21 protein-coding genes are annotated in these 22,414 nt (G+C 65.1%); 9 read left to right on the plus strand and 12 right to left on the minus strand.

The genetic code is table 11. The features are described 5' to 3' along the window. Positions 1-2: 2 nt before the first annotated feature. Positions 3-2,003, minus strand: coding sequence for a DNA primase (dnaG, locus tag GA0061099_RS21400; RefSeq protein WP_074448036.1), 2,001 nt, complete (start codon positions 2,001-2,003; stop codon positions 3-5). 254 nt (positions 2,004-2,257) lie between these two features. Between dnaG and GA0061099_RS21405 the strand changes: the two genes are divergently transcribed. After that, positions 2,258-2,821 (plus strand): chlorite dismutase family protein, encoded by a 564-nt coding sequence (locus GA0061099_RS21405; RefSeq protein ID WP_036009569.1) that lies wholly within the window; start codon positions 2,258-2,260, stop codon positions 2,819-2,821. Here GA0061099_RS21405 and GA0061099_RS21410 read toward each other — a convergent pair. After that, on the minus strand, positions 2,818-3,216 hold the full coding sequence (locus GA0061099_RS21410; RefSeq protein ID WP_036030361.1) for a gamma-glutamylcyclotransferase family protein: 399 nt from the start codon (positions 3,214-3,216) through the stop codon (positions 2,818-2,820). The two genes, GA0061099_RS21405 and GA0061099_RS21410, sit on opposite strands and share 4 nt — an antisense overlap. Positions 3,217-3,292: 76 nt before the next feature. On the opposite strand from GA0061099_RS21410, the gene GA0061099_RS21415 reads away from it, so the two are divergent. Next, positions 3,293-4,096 carry an N-formylglutamate amidohydrolase gene (locus GA0061099_RS21415; protein ID WP_036030348.1) on the plus strand — a complete coding sequence of 268 codons (804 nt, stop codon included), beginning with the start codon at positions 3,293-3,295 and terminating at the stop codon, positions 4,094-4,096. A gap of 4 nt (positions 4,097-4,100) precedes the next feature. Here the strand turns inward: GA0061099_RS21415 and GA0061099_RS21420 are convergent, their stop codons facing one another. Then, positions 4,101-4,721, minus strand: coding sequence for a LysE family translocator (locus GA0061099_RS21420; RefSeq protein WP_081493057.1), 621 nt, complete (start codon positions 4,719-4,721; stop codon positions 4,101-4,103). A 125-nt stretch (positions 4,722-4,846) separates the two neighbouring features. On the opposite strand from GA0061099_RS21420, the gene GA0061099_RS21425 reads away from it, so the two are divergent. Continuing rightward, positions 4,847-5,161: an ArsR/SmtB family transcription factor gene (locus GA0061099_RS21425; protein ID WP_036009566.1), complete on the plus strand. Its 315-nt coding sequence runs from the start codon at positions 4,847-4,849 to the stop codon at positions 5,159-5,161. Positions 5,162-5,189: 28 nt separating this feature from the next. Continuing rightward, the gene (locus GA0061099_RS21430) at positions 5,190-5,702 is read left to right on the plus strand and encodes an SRPBCC family protein (protein WP_036009564.1); all 513 of its coding nucleotides are present in this window, start codon (positions 5,190-5,192) and stop codon (positions 5,700-5,702) included. A 193-nt stretch (positions 5,703-5,895) separates the two neighbouring features. On the opposite strand, the gene GA0061099_RS21435 is transcribed toward GA0061099_RS21430, so the two are convergent. Further along, a complete protein-coding gene (locus tag GA0061099_RS21435; RefSeq protein WP_036009562.1) occupies positions 5,896-6,669 on the minus strand; it encodes a DUF2189 domain-containing protein in 774 nt (257 codons plus the stop codon). 240 nt (positions 6,670-6,909) lie between these two features. Between GA0061099_RS21435 and GA0061099_RS21440 the strand changes: the two genes are divergently transcribed. Next, complete coding sequence (locus GA0061099_RS21440; RefSeq protein ID WP_036030345.1) at positions 6,910-9,138, plus strand: ATP-binding protein; 2,229 nt, start codon at positions 6,910-6,912, stop codon at positions 9,136-9,138. Position 9,139: 1 nt separating this feature from the next. Here the strand turns inward: GA0061099_RS21440 and GA0061099_RS21445 are convergent, their stop codons facing one another. The 7 genes from GA0061099_RS21445 to GA0061099_RS21475 all read right to left on the minus strand — a co-directional run bounded on the left by GA0061099_RS21445 (position 9,140) and on the right by GA0061099_RS21475 (position 14,877). Then, positions 9,140-9,583, minus strand: a complete 444-nt coding sequence (locus tag GA0061099_RS21445; protein WP_036030342.1) for a hypothetical protein — start codon at positions 9,581-9,583, stop codon at positions 9,140-9,142. Between the two features lie 2 nt (positions 9,584-9,585). Continuing rightward, a complete protein-coding gene (locus GA0061099_RS21450) occupies positions 9,586-9,939 on the minus strand; it encodes a nuclear transport factor 2 family protein (protein WP_036009556.1) in 354 nt (117 codons plus the stop codon). 98 nt (positions 9,940-10,037) lie between these two features. Continuing rightward, positions 10,038-10,505 carry a MarR family transcriptional regulator gene (locus tag GA0061099_RS21455; RefSeq protein ID WP_036030339.1) on the minus strand — a complete coding sequence of 156 codons (468 nt, stop codon included), beginning with the start codon at positions 10,503-10,505 and terminating at the stop codon, positions 10,038-10,040. A 9-nt stretch (positions 10,506-10,514) separates the two neighbouring features. Next, complete coding sequence (locus GA0061099_RS21460) at positions 10,515-12,125, minus strand: acyl-CoA synthetase (RefSeq protein ID WP_036030337.1); 1,611 nt, start codon at positions 12,123-12,125, stop codon at positions 10,515-10,517. Between the two features lie 188 nt (positions 12,126-12,313). Then, positions 12,314-13,450, minus strand: coding sequence for an epoxide hydrolase family protein (locus GA0061099_RS21465; protein WP_036030333.1), 1,137 nt, complete (start codon positions 13,448-13,450; stop codon positions 12,314-12,316). A 209-nt stretch (positions 13,451-13,659) separates the two neighbouring features. Next, positions 13,660-14,115: a GatB/YqeY domain-containing protein gene (locus GA0061099_RS21470; protein WP_036030330.1), complete on the minus strand. Its 456-nt coding sequence runs from the start codon at positions 14,113-14,115 to the stop codon at positions 13,660-13,662. Between the two features lie 51 nt (positions 14,116-14,166). Beyond that, positions 14,167-14,877 (minus strand): alpha/beta fold hydrolase, encoded by a 711-nt coding sequence (locus tag GA0061099_RS21475; RefSeq protein ID WP_036030328.1) that lies wholly within the window; start codon positions 14,875-14,877, stop codon positions 14,167-14,169. Between the two features lie 146 nt (positions 14,878-15,023). Here GA0061099_RS21475 and carA point away from each other — a divergent pair, with 146 nt between their 5' ends. Next, positions 15,024-16,214, plus strand: a complete 1,191-nt coding sequence (gene carA, locus GA0061099_RS21480) for a glutamine-hydrolyzing carbamoyl-phosphate synthase small subunit (protein WP_036030325.1) — start codon at positions 15,024-15,026, stop codon at positions 16,212-16,214. 248 nt (positions 16,215-16,462) lie between these two features. Then, complete coding sequence (locus GA0061099_RS21485; protein ID WP_036030322.1) at positions 16,463-16,984, plus strand: cupin domain-containing protein; 522 nt, start codon at positions 16,463-16,465, stop codon at positions 16,982-16,984. A 138-nt stretch (positions 16,985-17,122) separates the two neighbouring features. Here GA0061099_RS21485 and GA0061099_RS21490 read toward each other — a convergent pair whose 3' ends face one another. Next, the gene (locus GA0061099_RS21490; protein WP_036009542.1) at positions 17,123-17,647 is read right to left on the minus strand and encodes a Dps family protein; all 525 of its coding nucleotides are present in this window, start codon (positions 17,645-17,647) and stop codon (positions 17,123-17,125) included. A gap of 105 nt (positions 17,648-17,752) precedes the next feature. Between GA0061099_RS21490 and GA0061099_RS21495 the strand changes: the two genes are divergently transcribed. Both GA0061099_RS21495 and carB read left to right on the plus strand, forming a co-directional pair. Further along, positions 17,753-18,454: a class I SAM-dependent methyltransferase gene (locus tag GA0061099_RS21495; RefSeq protein ID WP_036030319.1), complete on the plus strand. Its 702-nt coding sequence runs from the start codon at positions 17,753-17,755 to the stop codon at positions 18,452-18,454. A gap of 433 nt (positions 18,455-18,887) precedes the next feature. Further along, on the plus strand, positions 18,888-22,352 hold the full coding sequence (gene carB / locus GA0061099_RS21500) for a carbamoyl-phosphate synthase large subunit (RefSeq protein ID WP_036030316.1): 3,465 nt from the start codon (positions 18,888-18,890) through the stop codon (positions 22,350-22,352). The last annotated feature ends 62 nt before the right edge of the window (positions 22,353-22,414 follow it).

Genomic DNA, 22,414 nt, shown 5'->3' on the forward strand with positions numbered 1-22,414 from the left:
CATCACATGCTCTTCTGGAGCCGGCCCGACAGCTCGCCAAAACCCTCGATCAGGGCCTCGGTACCGTCGACTTCACCTATCCGAGCCTTGACGTCACGCAGCCACGCCAAATTGGCCTCGCTGGGATCCTCCCCCAAGGCCAGCTCGGCGTCTTTCAGCTCTCTAAGTAGTGAATGCCATTGCCGATGCAAGGCAACCAGCTGGTGCCAGGTGGCAAGAACGTCGTCCCTCGCCGCGCCCTCGCGGGCGGCCCACACCGCCTGGGTCGTGATGACATTCTCAACCCTTTGAAGAGTTTGAGAAAATCCGCCCTTTGCGAGGTCGCCGCGCATCTTTTCTGCCTGCTCGCCGGGGTCCGGCGAGTGGTGATGGTCGTTGGCGAAGGCGTCGATGATGCCGGCCCTGAGCTTGTGGGCCTCGGGATGGGCCAGCTCCAGGGCGGCGACCTCCTCCAGATGCTCGTGCAGCAGCCAGGGGTGGTTGATCAGGCATTGCAGGATCAGCGCCTCCCGGCGGGAGATGGCGCTGCGCTGGCCTCGCAGGATCGGGCTTGCCGCCAGCTGCGGGCTCGCCGCCTGGTAGGGGCCGGACGGCAGCGGGGTCGGACCCGGAGCGCCGCGGCGACCGCCGCCGAAGCCTTGTCCACCGAATCGATTCGCCCCGCCTCGCGGCTGGAACGGGCGGCCGCCACCGGGGCGGAAATTGCCCCGGCCGCCAAAGCCGCGGCCGCCTTCGGGCGCGAAGGCGCGCTGCAGCCGCTCGACGAATTCGTCGCGATAATAGCGCCGCACCACCTCATCGCGGATGCCGTTCGTGAGCTCCCTGATGCGCGCCTCCAGCGCGGCGCGCCGCTCGGGCGTGGCGAAATTGCCGCCCTCGAGCTCGCGCGACCAGATCATGTCGGCGAGCGGACGGGCGGCGGCGATGACCTCCTCGATCGCGCCGTGCCCGCCCGAGCGCACGAGATCATCGGGGTCCTGCCCTTCCGGCAGCAGCGCAAAGCGAAGACTCTTGCCGGGCGCGAGGAACGGCAAGGCAAGGTCCGCAGCACGATAGGCCGCCTTCTGTCCGGCGCGGTCGCCGTCGAAGCAGAGGATCGGCTCGTCCGCCATCTTCCAGAGCAGCGCGAGCTGGCTTTCGGTGAGCGCGGTGCCGAGCGGCGCGACGCTGCCGGCAAAGCCCGCGGTGACCATGGCGATGACGTCGACATAGCCTTCGACCACGATCAGTGGGCTGCCGTCATGGGTGGCTTTGCGCGCGGTCTGGTGGTTGTAGAGATTGTCGCCCTTGTGGAAGAGCGGCGTCTCCGGCGAATTCAGGTATTTGGCCGGAACGTCCTTCTCCAGCGCGCGCCCGCCGAAGGCGATGACGCGGCCGCGCAGATCGGCGATCGGAAACATCACGCGATCGCGGAAGCGATCGTAGGGAACGGGGATGTCGTCGCCGCCGATCAACAGACCGGTCTCGACCATGTCCTCGACGGAGACGCCGAGCTTGCCGAGATGCTCCTTCAGTGCGAATCTTTCGCCCGGCGCATAGCCGAGGCGGAACTGCAATTGCGTCGCCGGCGAAATGGCGCGATCGGCGAGATAGCCGCGCGCTTTCGCGCCCACGCGCGAGGCCAGCGTCTCGGCGAAGAATTTCGCCGCGAGATCCATCACGTCATGCAGCGAGCGCCGCCGCTGCTCCTCGCGCGCGGCGTTGGGCGTCACCGCCGGCAGCGGCAGGCCCGCCATATTTGCAAGCCGCTCCACCGCTTCCGCGAACGGCAGGCCGTCGGTCTCCATCACGAAGTTGATGATGTCGCCGTGCTTGCCCGAGGAGAAGTCGTGATAAAAACCCTTCTGGTCGTTGACGTAGAAGGACGGCGTCTTCTCCTGCTGGAACGGCGACAGCCCCTTCCACTCGCGCCCGGCCTTCTTCAGCTTGACGCGCTTGCCCACGACCTCGGAGACCGAAAGCCGGGCACGAAGCTCGTCGAGGAACTGGGGCGTGAAGCGCATGGGGCGAGTTTAGCCGAGCGTTTGAGTCGGGCGAAGGATCAGGGATATAGGGACGGCCCGGTCAAAGGCCAGGTTTGTCGGGCTTATCCGCGCTGTTCACAGCCCTCCGTCATTCCGGGGCGCCCCGAAGGGGCGAGCCCGGAATCCATCGAGCCACTGGAATGCTGGGAGAAATGGATTCCGGGCTCGCGCTGCGCGCGCCCCGGAATGACGAGCCACTTGAACCGCGCCCGGTTCCACGCTTCCATACCGCCATGTTCAGGACCTTTCGGGGCGGCCAGACCGGGGGTTGGCGGGTGACCTCGCTCTCGCCTGTGACGGGCGAGTCCCTGCCCTTCGTGCCGGCGCTGTCGGTGACCGACAGCGAGGCCGTCTCGTTGCCGCTGGTGCCCTCGCGCAATGCCTGGCGGCTGGTCGGCGTCGCCAGCAGCCTGCGCTACACCGAGCGGGCCGAGAAGCAGCAGCTCGTCGCCGTGCAGGCCGGCCTCGGCCGGCTGGAGGCCACCAGCGCGGCGCTGATCCCGATCCGCAAGTCGCAGGCCTGGTGGGAGCTGACCCAGGAAGAGCGCCGCAAGATCTTCGAGGACAAGTCGCACCACATCGCGAGCAGTCTTCGTTTCCTGCCCGCGATCGCGCGCCAGCTCTATCATTGCCGCGATCTCGGCGGCCCCTTCGATTTCCTGACCTGGTTCGAATTCGCGCCCGCGAACGCCTCGCTGTTCGAGGAGCTGGTGGCGATGCTGCGGCGGACCGAGGAGTGGACCTATGTCGAGCGCGAGGTCGACGTGCGCGTGGTCAAGGAAGTGCTGTCGGCTTAGCGATCGAGGAAGTGCCCGGACTCGATGATCGGCAGATCGGTGACGGGCCAATTGTAGACGTAGGTCCACACGTTTTCGCTGGCGCCGTCGGGCAACGTCACCTCCACCATCTGCCGCAGATATTCGGTCGGCTCCGGAAAGCCCTCGCCGCAGGCCTCGTACATGTCGAGCTCGCGCAAGAGTTCGTCCGGCACGCGCAGCTGAAACAACTCGCCATGGACGATGTCCGACGGCGCCTCGGAGAGCAGCAATCCCGGATAGTGCTTCACCAGAACGAGCCGGCCGCGGCAGGTGGCTTCACTGATGAATTCCGCATGGCCGGCGAGCAGCCGCGCCATCGGGTGGTCGAAGCCGCGCATCAGGGTGCCGTAAACGAAAAGTCGATCCGAGCTCATGCCGTTCCAACGTTGCGGCATCGGTGCGATACCGCTACTCCGTTTACACAGTTTGTCATTCCATAGGCAAATCAGGATGGCTTTGGATATAGCCGACGCAACCGACCAGCTGCTCGGCGAGGGCGACATTCCGCCCGTGCATGAGGTGAATGCGGCGGGGACATCGCCGTTCCTGCTCACCGCGGACCATTACGGACGGGTGCTGCCGCGCGCGCTCGGCGATCTCGGCGTCGCGGATACCGATCTTGTCAGGCACATCGCCTGGGACATCGGCATCGCCGGTGTCGCCGAGCGGCTCGCCGCGATGCTCGATGCGCATCTGATCGCGCAGCGTTATTCGCGGCTGGTGATCGACTGCAACCGCCCGCCCGGCGTCGCAAGCTCGATTCCCGTGATCTCCGAGGCGACCGCCATCCCCGGCAATGAGGATCTGTCGGCCGCGGCCAAGGAGATGCGCCGGCGCGAGATCTTCGATCCCTATCACCGCCGGATTAGCGCTGCGATCGATGCGCGCATCAGGGCGGGCAGGCCGACGGTGCTGGTGGCGCTGCACAGCTTCACGCCGGTCTTTTACGGCGAGCCGCGGCCCTGGCACATCGGCACGCTCTATCACCGCGACACCGTGCTGCCGCTTCTGATGCTGCAGCATTTGCGGGCCGAGAGCGCGCTCGTCGTGGGCGACAACCAGCCTTATGCGGTGAGCGACATCACCGACTACACGATTCCAATCCACGGCGAGGCGCGCGGCCTCGTCAACACCGGCATCGAGATCCGCCAGGACCTGATCGCCGACGAGGGCGGCCAGCAGCAATGGGCCGAGCGGCTGGCGCGGATCCTGCGCGAGATCGAGGCCGCGCTACGCGAGCAGGGAATGAGTTAAGCGGTCACTTCGCCCGCGTCAGTGCCAGCCAGATGCCGCCGCCGATCATGAAGCCGCCCGAGATGCGCGACACCATCCGCGTGCGCCGCGCCGAGAAGAATTTTCGGGCGCGCCCGGCGGCAATCGCGTAGAGCGCATCGGTCATCACCGCCGTCACCATGAAGGTGGCACCCAGCAGCGCGACCTGCGGGAAATGCGGCTGGCTCATGTCCATGAATTGCGGGATGAAAGCGCCGAAGAACACCAGCACCTTGGGGTTCGACAGCAGCACCAGGAATCCCTGCAGGAAGAAGCCGCCGCGCGGCGGCGGAGGCGGCGCGTCGACATCGACACCTTCGACCGGCTCCCAGATCAGCTTGATGCCGAGCCAGATCAGATATGCGGCGCCGGCAAAGCGCACCCAGTCGAACCAATAGCCCATGGTCGCCATCAGCGAGGTCAGGCCGATCGCAACGATGCCGATGACGATGGCAAGCCCGGCCTGCGCGCCGGCCACGTTGATGAGCGCCGCACGCGTGCCGTGGCGCAGGCCATTGGCGACGACGAGGGTGACGATCGGCCCCGGCAGCAGCGCCAGCGCAATGCAGGCGGCGACGAAGGCGAGGTAGGCTTGCATGGACATCATGGGAGGGACTCGCTGAAGGCGGTTTCGCCGCATTAATGCATGGCGAGCGCTGGAACGGAAGACGCGTCAGTCGCTCCAAGCCGATCCCTTGACATGCAACCATTTAGTTGCCTATTATCGCCGCCATGGATGAGGTCTTCAAGGCGCTCGCGGATAGCTCGCGACGTTCGCTGCTCGACAGGCTTCACGCCAGAAACGGCCAGACACTGAACGAGCTCTGCGAGGGGCTTGCGATGACGCGACAGGCCGTCACCAAGCACCTTGCCATCCTGGAGGAAGCGAACCTCATCACCACCATCAGGCATGGACGCGAGAAGCTGCACTACCTCAACCCGGTGCCGATCCATCAGATCGGCGAACGCTGGATCAGGAAGTTCGAGCGCAGCAAGCTCGCCGCGCTCAACGAGCTGAAACGTCAGTTGGAGAACGGCGACGAGTGAGTCCGCTCAACGAAGGATTTGATGCACGATGAACCTCGATCAATTCAAGCCGCTGACCGTCTACACCATCTACATCGCCTCGACGCCCGAGAAGGTGTGGGAGGCGCTGACGTCCGCCGAGTTCAGCCGGAAATATTTTTCCGGCTTTGCGGTGGAGATGGAGCCGAAGCTCGGCGGCAGTTTCGTCGTGCACGCGCCCGACGGCTCCGAGCACATCCGCGGCGAAGTGTTCGAATACGATCCGCCGAGGAGGCTCACGGTGAGCTGGAACGTCAATTGGCCGGACCTCGTGGAAAAGCTCGGCACCACCATTGTCACCTACGAGATCGAGCAGGCCGGCGAAGCCGTGCGCCTCACCCTGAGCCAACGCCACGACCGCGAGCTCAGCGACGACATCCTTTCCGGCGGCCGCACCGGCTGGCCCGCGATCCTCTCCGGATTGAAGAGCCTGCTGGAGACCGGCAAGGCGCCGCATATCGAGATGTCCCCGCCGGTGCGGTTGCTGGAGGCGCTGAAGGCGATGGGGATCAAGGTGCCGTAATTGAAGAAGGACAAGCGTAGGTCGCTTCTTCCCCTCTCCCCTTGTGGGAGAGGGTGGCTCGCCGCGAAAGCGGCGAGACGGGTGAGGGGTCTCTCTCCGCGCACACTTCTCTCAATGAGTCCGCGGAGAGAGACCCCTCATCCGGCGCTTCGCGCCACCTTCTCCCACAAGGGGAGAAGGAAGAGCGCCGACACTAAGCCACCGGCGCCACCAACCGGCGGTACAGGTGCCATGTCGCATGCCCGAGCACCGGCAGCGTGACCACCAGCCCGAGAAAATAGGGCAGCGCCGAGACGATCAGCAGCATCACGATCAATGCGGCCCAACCGATCATCGGCAGCGGGCTCGTCACCACCGCGCGCACGCTCGTCACCATGGCCGTGACGAAATCGACCTCGCGATCGAGCAGCAGCGGGAACGACACCACGGTCAGCGAGAACAGGATCAGCGACAGCACGGCCCCGACCGCATTGCCGATGGCCAGGAACAGCAGGCCCTCGCTGGTCGTCAGCACCACCGTCATGAATTCCTGCAAGCTCGAGAACGAGGCGTTGAGGCCGAGCAGCAGCGCGATCAGGAGCCGCACCTGGTACATCCAGACCACGAAGACGAACAACGTCACGAAGGCCATCCAGCCGATCTCGCTGCGCGAGCGGATCGCGGACCAGATCGCAGCGAACGAGACCGGCTCGCCGCGCTCGCGGCGCCGGCTGACTTCGTAGAGGCCGATCGCAACGAACGGTCCGATCAGCGCGAAGCCGGCAGCGAGGGGATAGACCAGGTAGACCATGCCGAAGGCGGTGAGACAGAGCATGATGACGATGCCGCCGGCGGCATAGAGCGCGCCGAAGCAGAGACCGTAGAGCGGCAGCGCCTGGAAATCACGCAGGCCCTCGACCAGCGCCTCGGCGATGTCGACCGCCGCCACGGGACGCACCACCGGATCGACCTTGCCCGAGATGGACATCAGCTTCCTCCGCACATCGGCGCGATCTTCGTCGCGCGCATGCCGCGATATTAGCGCCGCCGCGCGGCGGCGCAACTTGATGCCGGCCGGCGCAAAGGGTGGCAGTGAAAAGACGATGCTCGCACGGCGAAATCGTTAGCCTTTCGCGCGATTTTTGCACCGCCCGCTATGGACGGGGCAGATGATCGTGCCGCAAATTGCACCTCCGAATACCGTCGCCCGAGAGCCGATCGCCTACCGATGAGCCTGCGTACCCGGTTACTTATCCTCGTCATCGCGGCCATGCTCGTGCCGGCGATTCTGGTCGGGCTGCGCTTCGTGCAGAACCGGGCCAGCGAGATCGACGCGGCGCTGGCCAATCTCGCCGCATCCGCCGACGACATCGCCAGCGATCTCGGCGAGAAGATCCAGGGGACTGCCCAGCTTCATTACGGGCTCGCCCGTGCCCGCGACCTCGACACGCGCGACAAGGCGGCATGCTCGGCGTTTCTGTCGGATGTCCGCGAGGAATATCCGCAGTTCACGGGTATCCTGACCATCGATCCCGACGGCAGGCTGTTCTGCGACTCGCTGCGGACCAACCGCACGCTCGACCTGAACGACCGCGGCTATTTCAAAGAGGTCCAGACTCTTCACGGCCTCGTCGCGGTGGAACCGGTGTTCGGCCGCCTCACCGGACTGTCGGTGCTGCAGATCGCCTATCCGGTGCGATCGGATACAGGCGCGCTGAAATTCGTGCTGCTGGCCTCCTTCAACCTGAACAAATTCGCGGAGTTTCACGACAAGCGGCTGCTCGCCGAGAAGGACATCCTGCTCGTCGACGCCAAGGGCACGGTCCTGGCCGCCCCCAAGCGCGGCGGCTGGAGCGTACCCATCGGCGGCTCCATTGCGGGCTCCGACCTGTTCCGCTTCGCGGCAGATCCCGACGGCGAACCATTCCGGGAGATCGCCGATCGCGACGGCCGCACGCAGATCTGGGGCGTTGCCCGCTCGCCCGCGATCCGCAAGGCCGGACTCTATATCTTGGTGGGGCGGTCCAAGGACGGACTGATCGCGGCAGCGAACCGCCGGCTTTACGAGGACATGGCGATCCTGGCGGTGGCCTCGCTGCTGCTCCTCGCCGGCCTCTGGATCCTCACGACGGTGAGCATCGGACGGCAGGTCGGGCGGCTCGCTGCCATGGCGAAGAGCCTGGGGCACGGCGATCTCAGCGCGCGCATTCCGGAGCCCCACCCGGGGGGCGAGCTCGGCGGGTTGATGACGCTGCTCAACAGCACGGCCGAATCGCTCGAGCAGCAGCGCGCCGCCATCGCCGATCTCAGCCACAAGCTCAGCCAGTCGCAGAAGATGGAAGCCATGGGCCAGCTCACGGGCGGCGTGGCGCACGATTTCAACAATCTCCTGACCGTCATTCTCGGCAATTCCGAGCACCTCGCCGACAGGCTTGCAGGTAACAAGGAATTGCACCGGATCGCCGACGACATTGCGACCGCCGCCGAGCGGGGTTCCGACCTGACGCGGAGCCTGCTCGCCTTCGCGCGCAAGCAGCCGCTGCGGCCGCGCGAGATCGACATCGCCGAGCAGGTGACCGGCATGAAGCAGCTTCTGCAGCGGACCCTGGGCGAGCACATCGAATCCAGCTTCACGTTCGCGCCGGATCTCTGGCTCGCCAGCGTCGATCCCGGCCAATTGGCGACGGCCGTGCTCAACCTCGTGCTCAACGCGCGCGACGCGATGCCTGACGGCGGCAAGCTGATGGTCGAGGTGCGGAATGCATCGCTCGGTGAATCCGACCTCGACGTCAACGGCGAGCCGCGGCCCGGCGACTACGTCATGCTGGCCGTGAAGGATACCGGGTCCGGCATGAGCAGCGAGGTGTTGCAGCGCGCGTTCGAGCCGTTCTTCACCACCAAGGAGGTCGGCAAGGGGACCGGCCTTGGCCTCAGCATGGTCTACGGATTTGCGCAGCAATCCGGCGGACTCGTGCAGATGCAGTCCGAACCGGGTCAAGGCAGCGTGGTCAGGCTGTTCTTTCCTCGCCTGCCGACGTCGTCGAGCGAGGAGCCGTCACCGGCAGCGCGTGTCGCCGCACCCGAGGGATACGAAACGATCCTCGTCGTCGAGGACGACGACATGGTGCGCGCCTATGTCGAGAACGAGCTGAAGGCGCTCGGCTACCGCGTCATCACGACGGCAAACGGACCCGCGGCGCTGGACGTGCTGCGCCAGTCCGCGGACATCCAGCTGCTGTTCACCGACGTCGTGATGCCCGGCGGCATGTTCGGGCCGGAGCTGGCGAGGCAGGCCGTTCAACTGCGGCCTGGCCTCAAGGTGCTCTTCACGTCCGGCTACAGCCAGGATCCGGTCAAGACGCCCGACGGGATCGACGCGCGCATTCTGACCAAGCCGTTCCGGCGCAAGGAGCTCGCCGCAATGCTGCGCGCGGCCCTCTCGGAGCCGCCGCGCTAGATCAGGACGCGATCGTGAGCTGCAGCGCCACTGCGAGATTGGCGGCGAACAGAGCCGCATCGATGACGAAGATCCGGAGCATCGGGCCCTTCAACACCGGCCAATAGGCCACCCCGACGCGGCCGCCGCGCATCAGCACCGGGACGTTATAGGCGAACTGGCTGAAATGGCAGGCGGCAAAGAACAGGAACAGCGCGAGCTGCGCTTCGACCGGTTGGAAGAAGGACGGACGGGCGGCCAGAAGATAGAGCGACAAGAGCCCGATCGGCAGATTCATGCCGCCGAGGAACGCAACGCTCGCCGCAAGGGTCGGCGCGATCGGATTGCTGCGCTCCTCCCGCGGCAGCAGGATCTTCAACGTGTTGGTTTGCGCGATGCTGAACTGGATGAACGCGCCCACGAACCAGAGCGTGTTGAGAAGCAGGACGATATCCGAAAATCGCATGGTCATTTTCCGTAAAAGGCTTCACTGCGCACCACACGGCCCGCATCGTCGAAGTCCATGAATTCGCTGGCGCGCGTATCGCCCAATTGCCACCACACCGTCAGTCGCGCGATCGCCTCGTCCCAGCTCCAGTCCAGGATCTTCAGGTCGGCGCTTTCGATGTGGCCGTAGGCTTTCCGCCAGTAGGCGCGAATGTTCTCGGCGCCGGTGACAGTCGGAGACCCCGTCAGGGTGAGCGCGAGAGGACTGCGCATCTGTGCATCGTCGGCGAAATGGGCGACGACCGCGTCGATGTCCACTTTGCACCAGTTCGCGCACCATGCCGCGACGAAGCTTGCAGCGGCCGCGCGGTCCATTGCCTGTCCGCTCACGACACGGATCCTCCCTTCGGCTTGTGGCCCGGAAGGTGGCAAAGCGCGCGCCTCATGTCAACTATGTTGACTTGAGATTTCGGTCAGTTGTTGTCGGCGATCGCCTCCATCACGCCGATCCATCCGGCCGCACCGCTCGCCCCGGCGCGCGCGAACGCTTCGCGCAGGACCTGGCGCTCGTGGTCCGAGGCCCGTTGCTCGATGCGCCGCCCCGCTTCCGTCAGGCGCAGCAATTTCGAGCGGTGCTGCTCCGGCGCCCGCTTCGAGGTCAGGAGCTTGCGCTCGAGGAGCAGATTGAGCGGCCGGTTGAGAGCCTGCTTGGAAATGCCGAGGATCTCGATCAGCGCTCCGATGGCGATGTCGGGCCGGCGCGCCACAACGTAGAGGATGCGATGGTGCGGACGCGACAGGCCCTGCTTGGCCAGATATGCGTCGGCCTGCAGCGTCATGCCGCGCCAGCCGTAGTACATGAGCTCCAGCGCCGTATCGAGCTCGTGCAGCTTTGCAAGCGAGGCGCGGTGAAGCCCCGCGGCTTGAGACGTCTTTGCCATGATTGGAAGCTAGCCTCTCGCCCGCAGCTCGCGGCGCAGCACCTTGCCGGTCGCCGTCATCGGCAGCGTCTCCGTGAATTCGACGAAGCGCGGATATTCGTGCGCGGCAAGCTGCACCTTGACGAAGTCCTGAATCTCGCGCGCGAGCGCGTCGCTGCCGGCAAAGCCCGGACGCAGCACGATCCAGGCCTTGATCGATTCGGTACGGATCGGATCGGGAATGCCGACCACCGCAGCCATGGCCACCGACGGATGTTTCATCAGCGTGTGCTCGATCTCGGAAGGGCCGACGCGGTAGCCGGCGGTGGTGATGACGTCGTCCTCGCGGCTGACGTACCAGAAATAGCCGTCCTCGTCCTGCACGCCGAGATCGCCGGTGAGGAGGAAGTCGCCGGCGTATTTCTTCGCGGTCGCCTCCGGATTGCGCCAATATTCGAGCATGGTGACGGGGCACGGCTGGCGCACGCCGATGATGCCGCGCTGCCCCCGCGGCAATTCCTCGCCCTTGTCGTTGACGATGCGGACATCGAAGCCCGGCGTCGCCTTGCCCATCGAACCCGGGCGGATCGGAAACAGGTTCGCGTTGCTGCCGATCACGAGGTTGCACTCGGTCTGGCCGAACACCTCATGCGCGTCGACACCAAACGTCTCGCGCACCCAGCCGAGCAATTCACCCCCGAGCGATTCGCCGCCGGTGAAGATGCTGCGCAGCTTGACGCCGGAATGCTTGACGCCGGCCTGCCGCATCAGCTTCAGCGCCGTCGGCGGCAGGAAGACGTTGCGGACGGCAAGATCGGCCATCATCTGCATCGCCGCCTGCGGCTCGAATTTCCGCGCGCGATGGCCGACCAGGGGAATGCCGTGGTACCAGAACGCGAGCAGACCGTTGATGAGCCCGCCGATCCAGGCCCAATCCGCCGGCGTCCACATGAGATCGCCGGGCTTGGGCAAAAAGTTGTGGCACATCTCCACGTTCGGCAGATGGCCGAGCACGACACGATGCGCATGCAGCGCGCCCTTCGGGTTACCCGTCGTGCCCGATGTGTAGATGATCAGGGCGGGATCGTCGGCCGAGGTGTCCGCGCGCGTAAAGTCGGGCGAAGCGGCCTTCACCGCATCCCAGAACGATGTCGTGCCGGTGGGCACGCGCGCGCCGACGATGTAGACGCTCCTCAGCTCCGGCAGGCGGTCGCGGATCTTGGACAGCTTTTCCCAGCCAGCTTCGTCGGTGACGATCGCCTTGGCCTCGGAGTTCGACAGACGGAATTCCAGCGCGTCCTCGCCGAACAGGGCGAACAGCGGGATCGAGATCAGGGCCGAGCGAAACGCCGCCATGTGCACGATCGGCAATTCCAGCGACTGCGACAGGAACACCGCGACGCGGTCGCCCCGCACAAGCCCGTCCGCCCACAGCACATTGGCGAAGCGGCGCGACATCTCCGCGATCTCGTCGAAGGTGGTGCGGCTGGTGGCGCCGGTGTCGTCGACATAGATCAGCGCAAGCCGGCCGGTGCCGTCGGCATGGCGATCGCAGCACGCCTCCGCGATGTTGAAGCGCGCGGGGATATCCCAACGGAAGTTGCGGACGAGTTCGTCGTAGCTTGCGGCTTCGGTCAGCATGGGCTTGGTCGTTTCCGGTGTCTTGTTATTATCGTTCAGTCTAGGGCCGCGGGCGCACGGGACAAGTCCCTCGCCGTCATTCCGGGGCGCCCGAAGGGCGAGCCCGGAATCCATCGGGCCACAGGAAATGCCGCTTGATGGATTCCGGGTTCGACGCTGACGCGTCGCCCCGGAATGACGGCGGAGACTCACCGCACGGTCGCAAAAAACTTCCGGACATCGCGCACGAACAGCTCCGGCTGCTCGAAGGCGGCGAAGTGACCGCCCTTCTCCATCTCGCTCCAGTGAGTGATGCCGGGGAAGTTCGGCTCCATCCAGCGCCGCACCGGCGTGATGATCTCCTTTGGAAACACCGCGACGCCCGTCGGCACCTTCACCACCGGCGTGGTGCGGCGCTTGCCAAAGCTCTCCCAATAGAGCCGCGCCGACGAGGTCGCCGTCTGCGTCGCCCAATAGAGCATGACGTTGTCGAGCAGCTCGTCCTTGCTGAAGATGTTTTCGGGGTGGCCATTGCAATCGGTCCAGGCCCAGAATTTTTCCAGGATCCAGGCCGCCTGGCCGCTCGGCGAATCCGTCAGGCCATAGCCGAGCGTCTGCGGCCGCGTCGACTGCTGCTTGGAATAGCCGGAGTCGAGATCGGCGTAGTGCTTGAGGCCGGCCAGCGCCCGCTTCTCCTCTGGCGTCGGCTCGCCCTCGACCTTCGGCGCCGCGTTGAAGGCGAGCGTGATGTGGATGCCGGCGCAATGCTCAGCGTCCTGCGCTCCGAGCGAGGTCGTCACCGCCGAGCCCCAGTCGCCGCCTTGCGCGCCATAACGCGCGTAGCCCAGGCGGTCCATCAGCTTGGCCCAGGTCGCGGCAATGCGATCGACGCCCCAGCCGGTGGTCCCCGGCTTGCCCGAGAAGCCGAAGCCAGGCAGCGAGGGGCAGATCACGTGAAAGGCATCGGCGGGATTGCCGCCATGCGCGGCGGGATCGGTGAGCGGCGCGATCACCTTCTGGAACTCGACGATGGAGCCGGGCCAGCCGTGGGTGATGATCAACGGAAGCGCCGACGGCTCCTTCGCGCGCGCATGAATGAAGTGGATGTCGAGGCCGTCGATCTCCGTGGTGAACTGCGCAAAGCGATTGAGCTTTGCCTCGCGCGAGCGCCAGTCATACTCGTTGGCCCAATAGGTGCAGATCTCCTGGATCCATTTCAGCGGCGCGCCCTGGCTCCAGTCGTCGACCAGCTCGCGCTCCGGCCAGCGCGTGCGGGCGAGGCGTGACTTCAGGTCGGCGAGGACGTCGTCGCTGATGGCGATGCGAAACGGCTTGATGACGGTCATCGGTTGCTCCCGATTTGTTTCTGCCGGGAGAGTAGACCGAACCTATGCGGCATCAAAGGTGCCCCTTCTCCCCTTGTGGGAGAAGGTGGCGCGAAGCGCCGGATGAGGGGTCTCTATCCGCGTGAACTACTGGGAGAGGATCGCACCCCTCACCCGTCTCGCCGCTACGCGGCGAGCCACCCTCTCCCACAAGGGGAGAGGGGAAGAAGCTAGCCCGACAGCGCGGCCTTCACGAGACCAGACGCCTTGCCAAAATCCATCTGGCCCGCGTATTTCGCGCGCAGCACGGCGATCACCTTGCCCATGTCCTTCATGCCGCCCGCACCCGTCTCGGCGATCGCATCCGCAATCGCCTTCTTCACGTCGTCATCGGACATCTGCTTCGGCAGATACGCCGAGATCACCGCGATCTCCTCGCGCTCCTGTGCGGCAAGCTCGGCGCGGCCGCCCTTGTCATAGAGCTCGACCGCCTCCTGACGCTGCTTGATCATCTTCTGCAGCACTGCCAGGATGTCGGCGTCCGACAGCGGCGGCTTGCCGCTGCCGCGCGCGTCGATGTCGGCGTTCTTGATGGTCGAGTTGACCATGCGCAGCGTGGACAGCTTGCGCTCGTCCTTGGCCTTCATGGCCTCCTTGACCGCATTGTTGATGTCGTCGCGCAGCATGATCGTGATCCCTTCGAATATCCAACGCTTGATCTAGGCCGTTCGTGGCCTTCAGACAACCTCGGTTCGGAGCCATTCGGTCAGCGCTTGAACGGTCGCTTCCGGCCGCTCGGCTTGCGGCAGGTGCCCACAGCGATCGAGGATCACGAGCCTGGCGCCGGCGATCCCCTCGGCCATCTCCTTGGAGAAGGCGTTGGGGATGGTGTTGTCGGCATCGCCCGTCAGCACCAGCGTCGGGCATTTGATTGTCGCTAAGGTCGGCCGCGAATCCGCCCGCGCGATGATCGCGGCCTGCTGCCGCAGATAGCCTTCGACGCCGACGTCCTCGTCCTGCGCATGCACGAGCCTGAGAATCTCGGCGTCATCACGCCGCGACGGATGCACGAGCTCTGGAAAGCTCTCCTCGCGCACGGCGCGCAGCTCACCGCGTCTTGCGCGCTCCATCTGGGCACGGCGGCGTGCGGTGGCCTCCGGCGTGTCGGGCCGCGCCTGCGTGTTGATCAGCGCGAGCTTTGTCACGCGCTCGCTGGCCTGGCGCATGATCTCGAAGGCGATGTAGCCACCCATGGAATGGCCGGCGAGGGCAAAGCACGGCGGCGCCTCGGCGAGGATGCGGCGGGCGATCGCAACCATGCTGTCGTCGCGGATGTGATTGGCGACCGTCACCGGCCCGAAACGCCAGAGCGCAGGGATCACGGGCGCATAGATCCGGGCCGAGGACGCCAGCCCCGGAACCAGCACAATGGGGGTGGTCTGGTCCATTATTGCCTCGCAAGCCCAGGAAATTGCCGGAAATTGTGCGTCCGAGCTTAAGGGTGGGAGGAGGCCTGTCAAATATGCAAAAACGCATGTGAATCGGCCCTCTCTCGCTTTGACGTGCACACGCGGGGGGCTTATGAAGCGGGCTCATGACACAACATGACAACGATCCCGCCTGGCCGGACCACAAACCGACCGCGCTCCTCGTGCTTGCCGACGGCACGGTGCTGGAGGGCTTTGGTCTCGGCGCCGAGGGCCACGCCGTCGGCGAGGTCTGCTTCAACACCGCAATGACCGGCTATGAGGAGATTCTGACCGATCCCTCCTATGCCGGCCAGCTCATCACCTTCACCTTCCCGCATATCGGCAATGTCGGCACCAACGACGAGGATATCGAGACGGTGAACATGGCCGCGACGCCCGGCGCGCGCGGCGTGATCCTGCGCACCGCGATCACCAATCCCTCGAACTACCGCGCCACCAAGCATCTCGACGCCTGGCTCAAGGCGCGCGGCATCATCGGGCTCTCCGGCATCGACACCCGCGCGCTGACCGCGCTGATCCGCTCCAAGGGCATGCCGAACGCCGTGATCGCGCACTCGAAGTCTGGCGAGTTCGACCTGCACGGCCTCAAGGAGGAAGCGCGCGAGTGGCCGGGGCTCGAAGGCATGGACCTCGTGCCGATGGTGACGAGCGGCCAGCGCTTCACCTGGGACGAGATGCCCTGGGCCTGGGACAAGGGCTTCGGCCGCCAGGACAAGCCCGAGTTCAACGTCGTCGCCATCGACTACGGCATCAAGCGCAACATCCTGCGCCTGCTCGCCGGTGTCGGCTGCAAGGTGACGGTGGTGCCGGCGACGACCCCCGCCGAAGACATCCTGGCGTTGAATCCGGACGGCGTGTTCCTGTCCAACGGTCCGGGCGATCCGGCTGCGACCGGCAAATATGCCGTGCCCGTGATCCGCGACGTGATCAAGTCGGGCACGCCGACCTTCGGCATCTGCCTCGGCCACCAGATGCTGGGCCTTGCCGTCGGCGCCAAGACCAAGAAGATGCATCAGGGCCATCACGGGGCCAATCACCCGGTGAAGGACGAGACCACCGGCAAGGTCGAGATCACCTCGATGAACCACGGCTTTGCCGTGGACGAGACGACGCTGCCGAAGGGCGCGACGCAGACCCACATTTCCTTGTTTGATGGATCCAATTGCGGCATCCAGCTCGACGGCAAGCCGGTATTCTCCGTGCAATATCATCCCGAGGCCTCACCCGGCCCGCGCGACTCGCATTACCTGTTCCAGCGCTTCGCCGACCTGATGCGGCAGAGGAAGAGGGCGTAAGGCGCGTTCTCCCCGAATACTTCACCACAAAAGTCCGGGCTCGCCCGGACTTTTTCGTCATTCCGGGGCGCGCGTAGCGCGAGCCCGGAAATTCATCTGGCAACAGACTCTGCAGCGCGATGGATTCTCTGATGCGCAATTGCGCATCATAGCTCGACGCTGCGCGTCGCCCCGGAATGACGGTGGAACGAGGAACGTCGCCGCACGCGTTTGGTTGATCCCTGCTATTCTTGCGCAGGAGCACAGCCATGTCCGTCGTCCGCGACAAGGCCGAGCCGCTCGCCATTGTTTTCGAGGATGACGGGCTCGTGCCGAACAACATCCTTCCGTTCCTGGTTTACCAGGGCGCGGTGAAGCTCGATCCGGGACACCCGGAAGAGACCATCGAAAACCTGTTCGAAGCGAACGGCTGGGGCGGGACGTGGCGCAACGGCGTCTACGATTATCTGCATTATCATGCGACGGTGCATGAGGTGCTCGGCGTCGCGCGCGGCAGCGCCCGCGTGCGTTTCGGCGGCGATCACGGCCAGGAGCTTCAGATCAAGGCCGGCGACGTTGCGATCCTGCCCGCCGGCACCGGACATCAATGCATCAAGGCGAGCGATGATTTTTGCGTGATCGGCGGCTATCCGCCAGGCGCAAAAATGGAGATCACGCGCGCAACGCCGGAGAACCATGCGAAAGCGCTGAAGACGATTCCGCAAGTGGCGCTGCCGCCGGCTGATCCCGTGACCGGGAAGGACGGCGCGCTGATGCGGCTGTGGCGGTAGCCACACGCGTGGTGCAGTAGGGTGGGTTAGCTAAAGGCGTAACCCACCTCTTCTGTTTCCGCGGACAGAGACAGTGGTGGGTTACCCTTGCAGATGCGCTTCGCGCTTCTGCGAGGCTAACCCACCCTACGCATCCCGTTACGCCTCGTTGCCGCCCTCCTGCCTCGTCGCTTCAAACAGGAACCAGGTGCGGCGCTCGGTCTCGTCGATGAAGTTCTCCAAAATGCTGGCGCTGGCGACGTCGCCGGCCTCGTCGCACACGTCGTGCGCCTTGCGCATCGCGGCAGCGACGTGCTTGTTGTCCTGCATCAGCTCGCGCAGCATCTCGCGCGGCGGGACGTAGTCCTCGTTGTTGTCCTTGATGGTCTGGAGCTTTGCGACCTGGCCGATCGACTTCAGCGTGGTGCCGCCGATCTTGCGGACGCGCTCGGCGAGCTGGTCGGTGGTGGCGAAGATCTGGTCGGACTGCTCGTCGAGCAGCAGGTGGTAATCGCGGAAGTGGCGCCCGCTGATGTGCCAGTGGAAATTCTTGGTCTTCAGATAAAGCGCGAACGCGTCGGCCAGAAGCACGTTGAGCGCCTCAGAGACTTTCTTGACCCCGTCGGGCGACAGATCCGTGGGGGTATCGAGTTCGGGCGAGACCTTGTTGTTGGTTTTGCTCACGGGAGACCTTCCTGTTAGGACGCGGACATTGACGGCGCGCCGCCGCACCCCTAACGCAAGGTGGGCAGCGCGGTTCCTAGATAGGAACCCCTGGGCGGGATACCAATGGACGATTGGATCGATTATTACGACTCGACGCATACGATCTATGTCAGCAAGCTGCATCGCAACTTGCACTTCCAGATCATTGCGCGGGACATCATCGGCTACATCCCCTCGCCCGATGCGACGGTGCTGGACTATGCCTGCGGCGAAGCGCTGTCGGCGAGCCAGGTGGCAGCCGCCTGCGGCATGCTGATCCTGGCCGAGCCCGCGCCGGGCGTGCGCGGCCGGCTGATCGCGCGGTTTGCCCCAAACACCAAGATCCGCGTCCGCTCGCTCGAGGACGTCCGCAAGATGCAGGATCAGTCGATCGATCTCGTCGTGATGAACTCGGTCGCACAATACATGACGCCGGACGAGCTCGATGCGGCGCTATTGAACATCCGCCGCATCCTGAAACCCTCCGGCAAGCTGGTGCTGGGCGACATCCTACAGCCCAATGTCGGCATGGTCAGGGATGTGATGGCGCTGCTCGGGTTCGGCCTGCGTCACGGATTTCTGAAGGACGCGCTGATCGGGCTGATCAGCACCGCGCTGTCGGATTATCGCCAGCTGCGCTCGAAGATCGGACTGCAGCGCTACAGCGAGGACGAGATCACGGCCAAGCTGAAGGCGGCGGGCTTCGCGGTCCAGCGCGCCCACAGCAATATCGGGCACAACCGCTGGCGCATGACCTTCATCGCGAGGCCGCCTCTGGTCCGTTAAGCATAACGATCAGCTGAGGTGGCCTGGCGCACGCCGATCGGGAATAATCCTGATGGCCCGGTGGCGGAAATGTCTACGCGGGGGCGGTGCATCGCTCTTCATCCTGGTTCAAATCCAGGCCGGGTCTCCACGCTTCGCTCCTGTGGGGCTACGCGTGGCGCAGCCACGCAAGACCCGTAGGGGCGAAGCGTGTCCGGCGTAGCTGGAGCGTAGCGGAAGCGTAGACGGACTGCCTGCCCCGACGATCGCGGCAGCTGCCCCCTCCCCAAACCCCTGAAAATTGGCGGTTGATGGGCGTTTTTCGGGGTTTCGCCGCTCCAAAAACTGGTTTAAGACCCACCCGCGCGCGAGGGAGACCCCGCGCTCTCGCCAAATGGGGACGCGCGGCAAGCGCGCCCTTTTTTTGTGCCCAGATCCCAGCCCGTGAGCGGTGATGCCCAAACGAACCGACATCTCGACCATCCTGATCATCGGCGCCGGTCCCATCGTGATCGGCCAGGCCTGCGAGTTCGACTATTCGGGCACGCAGGCGGTGAAGACGCTGAAGGAAGAGGGCTATCGCATCGTCCTCGTCAATTCCAACCCGGCCACCATCATGACCGACCCGGAATTGGCGGATGCGACCTATATCGAGCCGATCACGCCCGAGATCGTCGCCAAGATCATCGAGAAGGAACGTCACGTCGTCCCCGGCGGCTTCGCGCTGCTGCCGACCATGGGCGGCCAGACCGCGCTGAACTGCGCGCTGTCGCTGCGCCGCCAGGGCACGCTGGAGAAGTTCGACGTCGAGATGATCGGCGCTACCGCCGACGCCATCGACAAGGCGGAAGACCGCCAGCTCTTCCGCGAGGCCATGACCAAGATCGGGCTCGAGACGCCGAAGTCTCGGCTCGCCAACGCCTCCGAGCTGAAGAAGTCGTTCCGCGAGAAATACCAGGCTGAACGCGAGAAGCTGTCGGGCGCCGCGCTCGAAGAGCTCGATCGGCAGTGGACGCTCGGCGAGAGCGAGCGTCGCAAGCGCTACCAGGAATACGCTTTCGGCCAGGCCATGATGGCGCTGTCCGAGATCGGCCTGCCCGCGATCATCCGCCCCTCCTTCACGATGGGTGGCACCGGCGGCGGCATCGCCTACAACAAGGAAGAGTTCCTCGACATCATCGAGCGCGGCCTTGACGCGTCTCCCACCAACGAAGTGCTGATCGAGGAGTCCGTGCTCGGCTGGAAAGAGTACGAGATGGAGGTGGTGCGCGACAAGAAAGACAATTGCATCATCGTCTGCTCGATCGAGAACCTCGATCCGATGGGCGTGCACACCGGCGATTCCATCACGGTCGCACCGGCGCTGACGCTGACCGACAAGGAATATCAGATCATGCGCGACGCCTCGCTGGCGGTGCTGCGCGAGATCGGGGTCGAGACCGGCGGCTCCAACGTTCAGTTCGGCGTCAATCCCGAAGACGGCCGCATGGTCGTCATCGAGATGAATCCGCGCGTGTCGCGCTCCTCCGCGCTGGCCTCGAAAGCCACCGGCTTTCCGATCGCCAAGGTCGCCGCCAAGCTCGCGGTCGGCTACACGCTCGACGAGATCGCCAATGACATCACCGGCGGTGCCACGCCGGCGTCGTTCGAGCCGACCATCGACTACGTCGTCACCAAGGTGCCGCGTTTTGCCTTCGAGAAATTCCCGGGCGCCTCGACCACGCTGACCACATCGATGAAGTCGGTCGGCGAGGTCATGGCGATCGGCCGCACCTTCCAGGAAAGCCTGCAAAAGGCGCTGCGCGGGCTCGAGACGGGATTGACCGGCCTCGACGAGATCGAGATCGAGGGCCTCGGCCGCGACGACGACAAGAACGCGATCCGCGCCGCGCTCGGCACCCCGACGCCGAACCGCATCCTCCAGGTCGCCCAGGCCATGCGGCTCGGCTGGTCGAACGAGGACATCTTCAACTCCTGCAAGATCGATCCGTGGTTCCTCGCCGAGATGCGCGGCATCGTCGAGATGGAGGAGAAGGTCAGGAAGAACGGCCTGCCTGGCAACGCCTTCGGCATGCGCACGCTGAAGGCCATGGGCTTCTCCGACGCGCGGCTCGCCGTGCTGGCCGAGACGACGGAGGCCGAAGTCAAGGCGAAGCGCCACGCGCTCGGCGTCCACCCGGTGTACAAGCGCATCGACACCTGCGCGGCCGAGTTCGCCTCGCCGACCGCCTACATGTACTCGACCTATGAGGCGCCGTTCGCCGGCCTGCCCGCGGACGAGAGCGCGCCGTCCGACAAGAAGAAGGTCATCATTCTCGGCGGCGGTCCCAACCGCATCGGGCAGGGCATCGAGTTCGACTATTGCTGCTGTCACGCCTGCTTCGCGCTGCACGACGCCAGCTACGAATCCATCATGGTCAACTGCAATCCGGAGACGGTGTCGACCGACTACGACACCGCCGACCGGCTCTATTTCGAGCCGCTCACCGCCGAGGACGTGCTGGAGATCATCGCCAAGGAGCGCAGCAACGGCACCCTGCACGGCGTGATCGTGCAGTTCGGCGGCCAGACCCCCCTGAAGCTGGCGCGCGCGCTGGAAGCCGCCGAAGTGCCGATCCTCGGCACCTCGCCCGACGCCATCGACCTCGCCGAGGACCGCGACCGCTTCAAGCGCGTGCTCGACAAGCTGCGCCTCAAGCAACCGAAGAACGGCATCGCCTATTCGGTCGAGCAGGCCCGCCTCGTCTCCGCCGATCTCGGCCTGCCGCTGGTGGTGCGCCCGTCCTACGTGCTCGGCGGCCGTGCGATGCAGATCATCCGCGAGGAGAACCAGCTCAATGATTATCTGCTCGGCACGCTGCCGGAGCTGGTGCCGGCTGATGTCAAGGCGCGCTATCCGAACGACAAGACCGGGCAGATCAACACCGTGCTCGGCAAGAACCCGCTGCTGTTCGACCGCTATCTGTCGGACGCCACGGAAATCGACGTCGACTGCCTGTGCGACGGCAAGGACACTTTCATCGTCGGCATCATGGAGCACATCGAGGAAGCCGGTATCCATTCCGGCGACAGCGCCTGCTCGCTGCCGCCGCACTCGCTCGATGAGAAAATGATCGAGGAGCTGGAGCGGCAGACCCGCGAACTCGCGCTCGGCCTCGACGTCATTGGCCTGATGAACGTGCAATACGCCATCAAGGACGGCGAGATCTACGTGCTCGAGGTCAATCCGCGTGCCTCGCGCACCGTGCCGTTCGTCGCCAAGGTGGTCGGGACGCCGGTCGCCAAGATCGCCGCGCGCATCATGGCCGGCGAGAAGCTTGCCGATTTCAAGCTGAAGAAGGCGGCGCTCAAGCACGTCGGCGTCAAGGAATCGGTCTTCCCGTTCGCACGCTTCCCCGGCGTCGACACTGTGCTCGGCCCCGAGATGCGCTCGACCGGCGAGGTCATGGGAATCGACCGCTCGTTTGCGGTCGCCTTCGCCAAGAGTCAGCTCGGCGGCGGCACGCGGGTGCCGCCTAAGGGCACTGTGTTCGTCTCGGTGCGCGAAAGCGACAAGACGCGCATCGCGGATGCCGTGCGCGAATTGCATTCGCTCGGCTTCAAGGTGCTGGCGACCTCGGGCACGGCGCGCTTCCTGACCGACCAGGGCATCCCGACCGAGAAGGTGAACAAGGTGCTGGAAGGGCGGCCGCACATCGTCGATGCCATCACCAATGGCGACGTCCAGCTCGTCTTCAACACCACCGAAGGCCCGCAGGCGCTGGCCGACAGCCGCTCGCTGCGGCGCGCGGCCCTCTTGCATAAAGTGCCATATTACACCACTCTTTCCGGGGCCGTGGCGGCCGCGCAGGGCATCCGCGCCTATTTGGGTGGGGACCTTGAGGTTCGTACCCTGCAGAGCTACTTTTCGGAAACCTGATCGCTAGCGGCAGCGAAGCTTCCGCTAAGTGATTGGCAATGAAGCCACAATGGCCGGAGGAA

It is taken from the genome of Bradyrhizobium yuanmingense (assembly GCF_900094575.1).
Taxonomy (GTDB): Bacteria; Pseudomonadota; Alphaproteobacteria; order Rhizobiales; family Xanthobacteraceae; genus Bradyrhizobium; species Bradyrhizobium yuanmingense.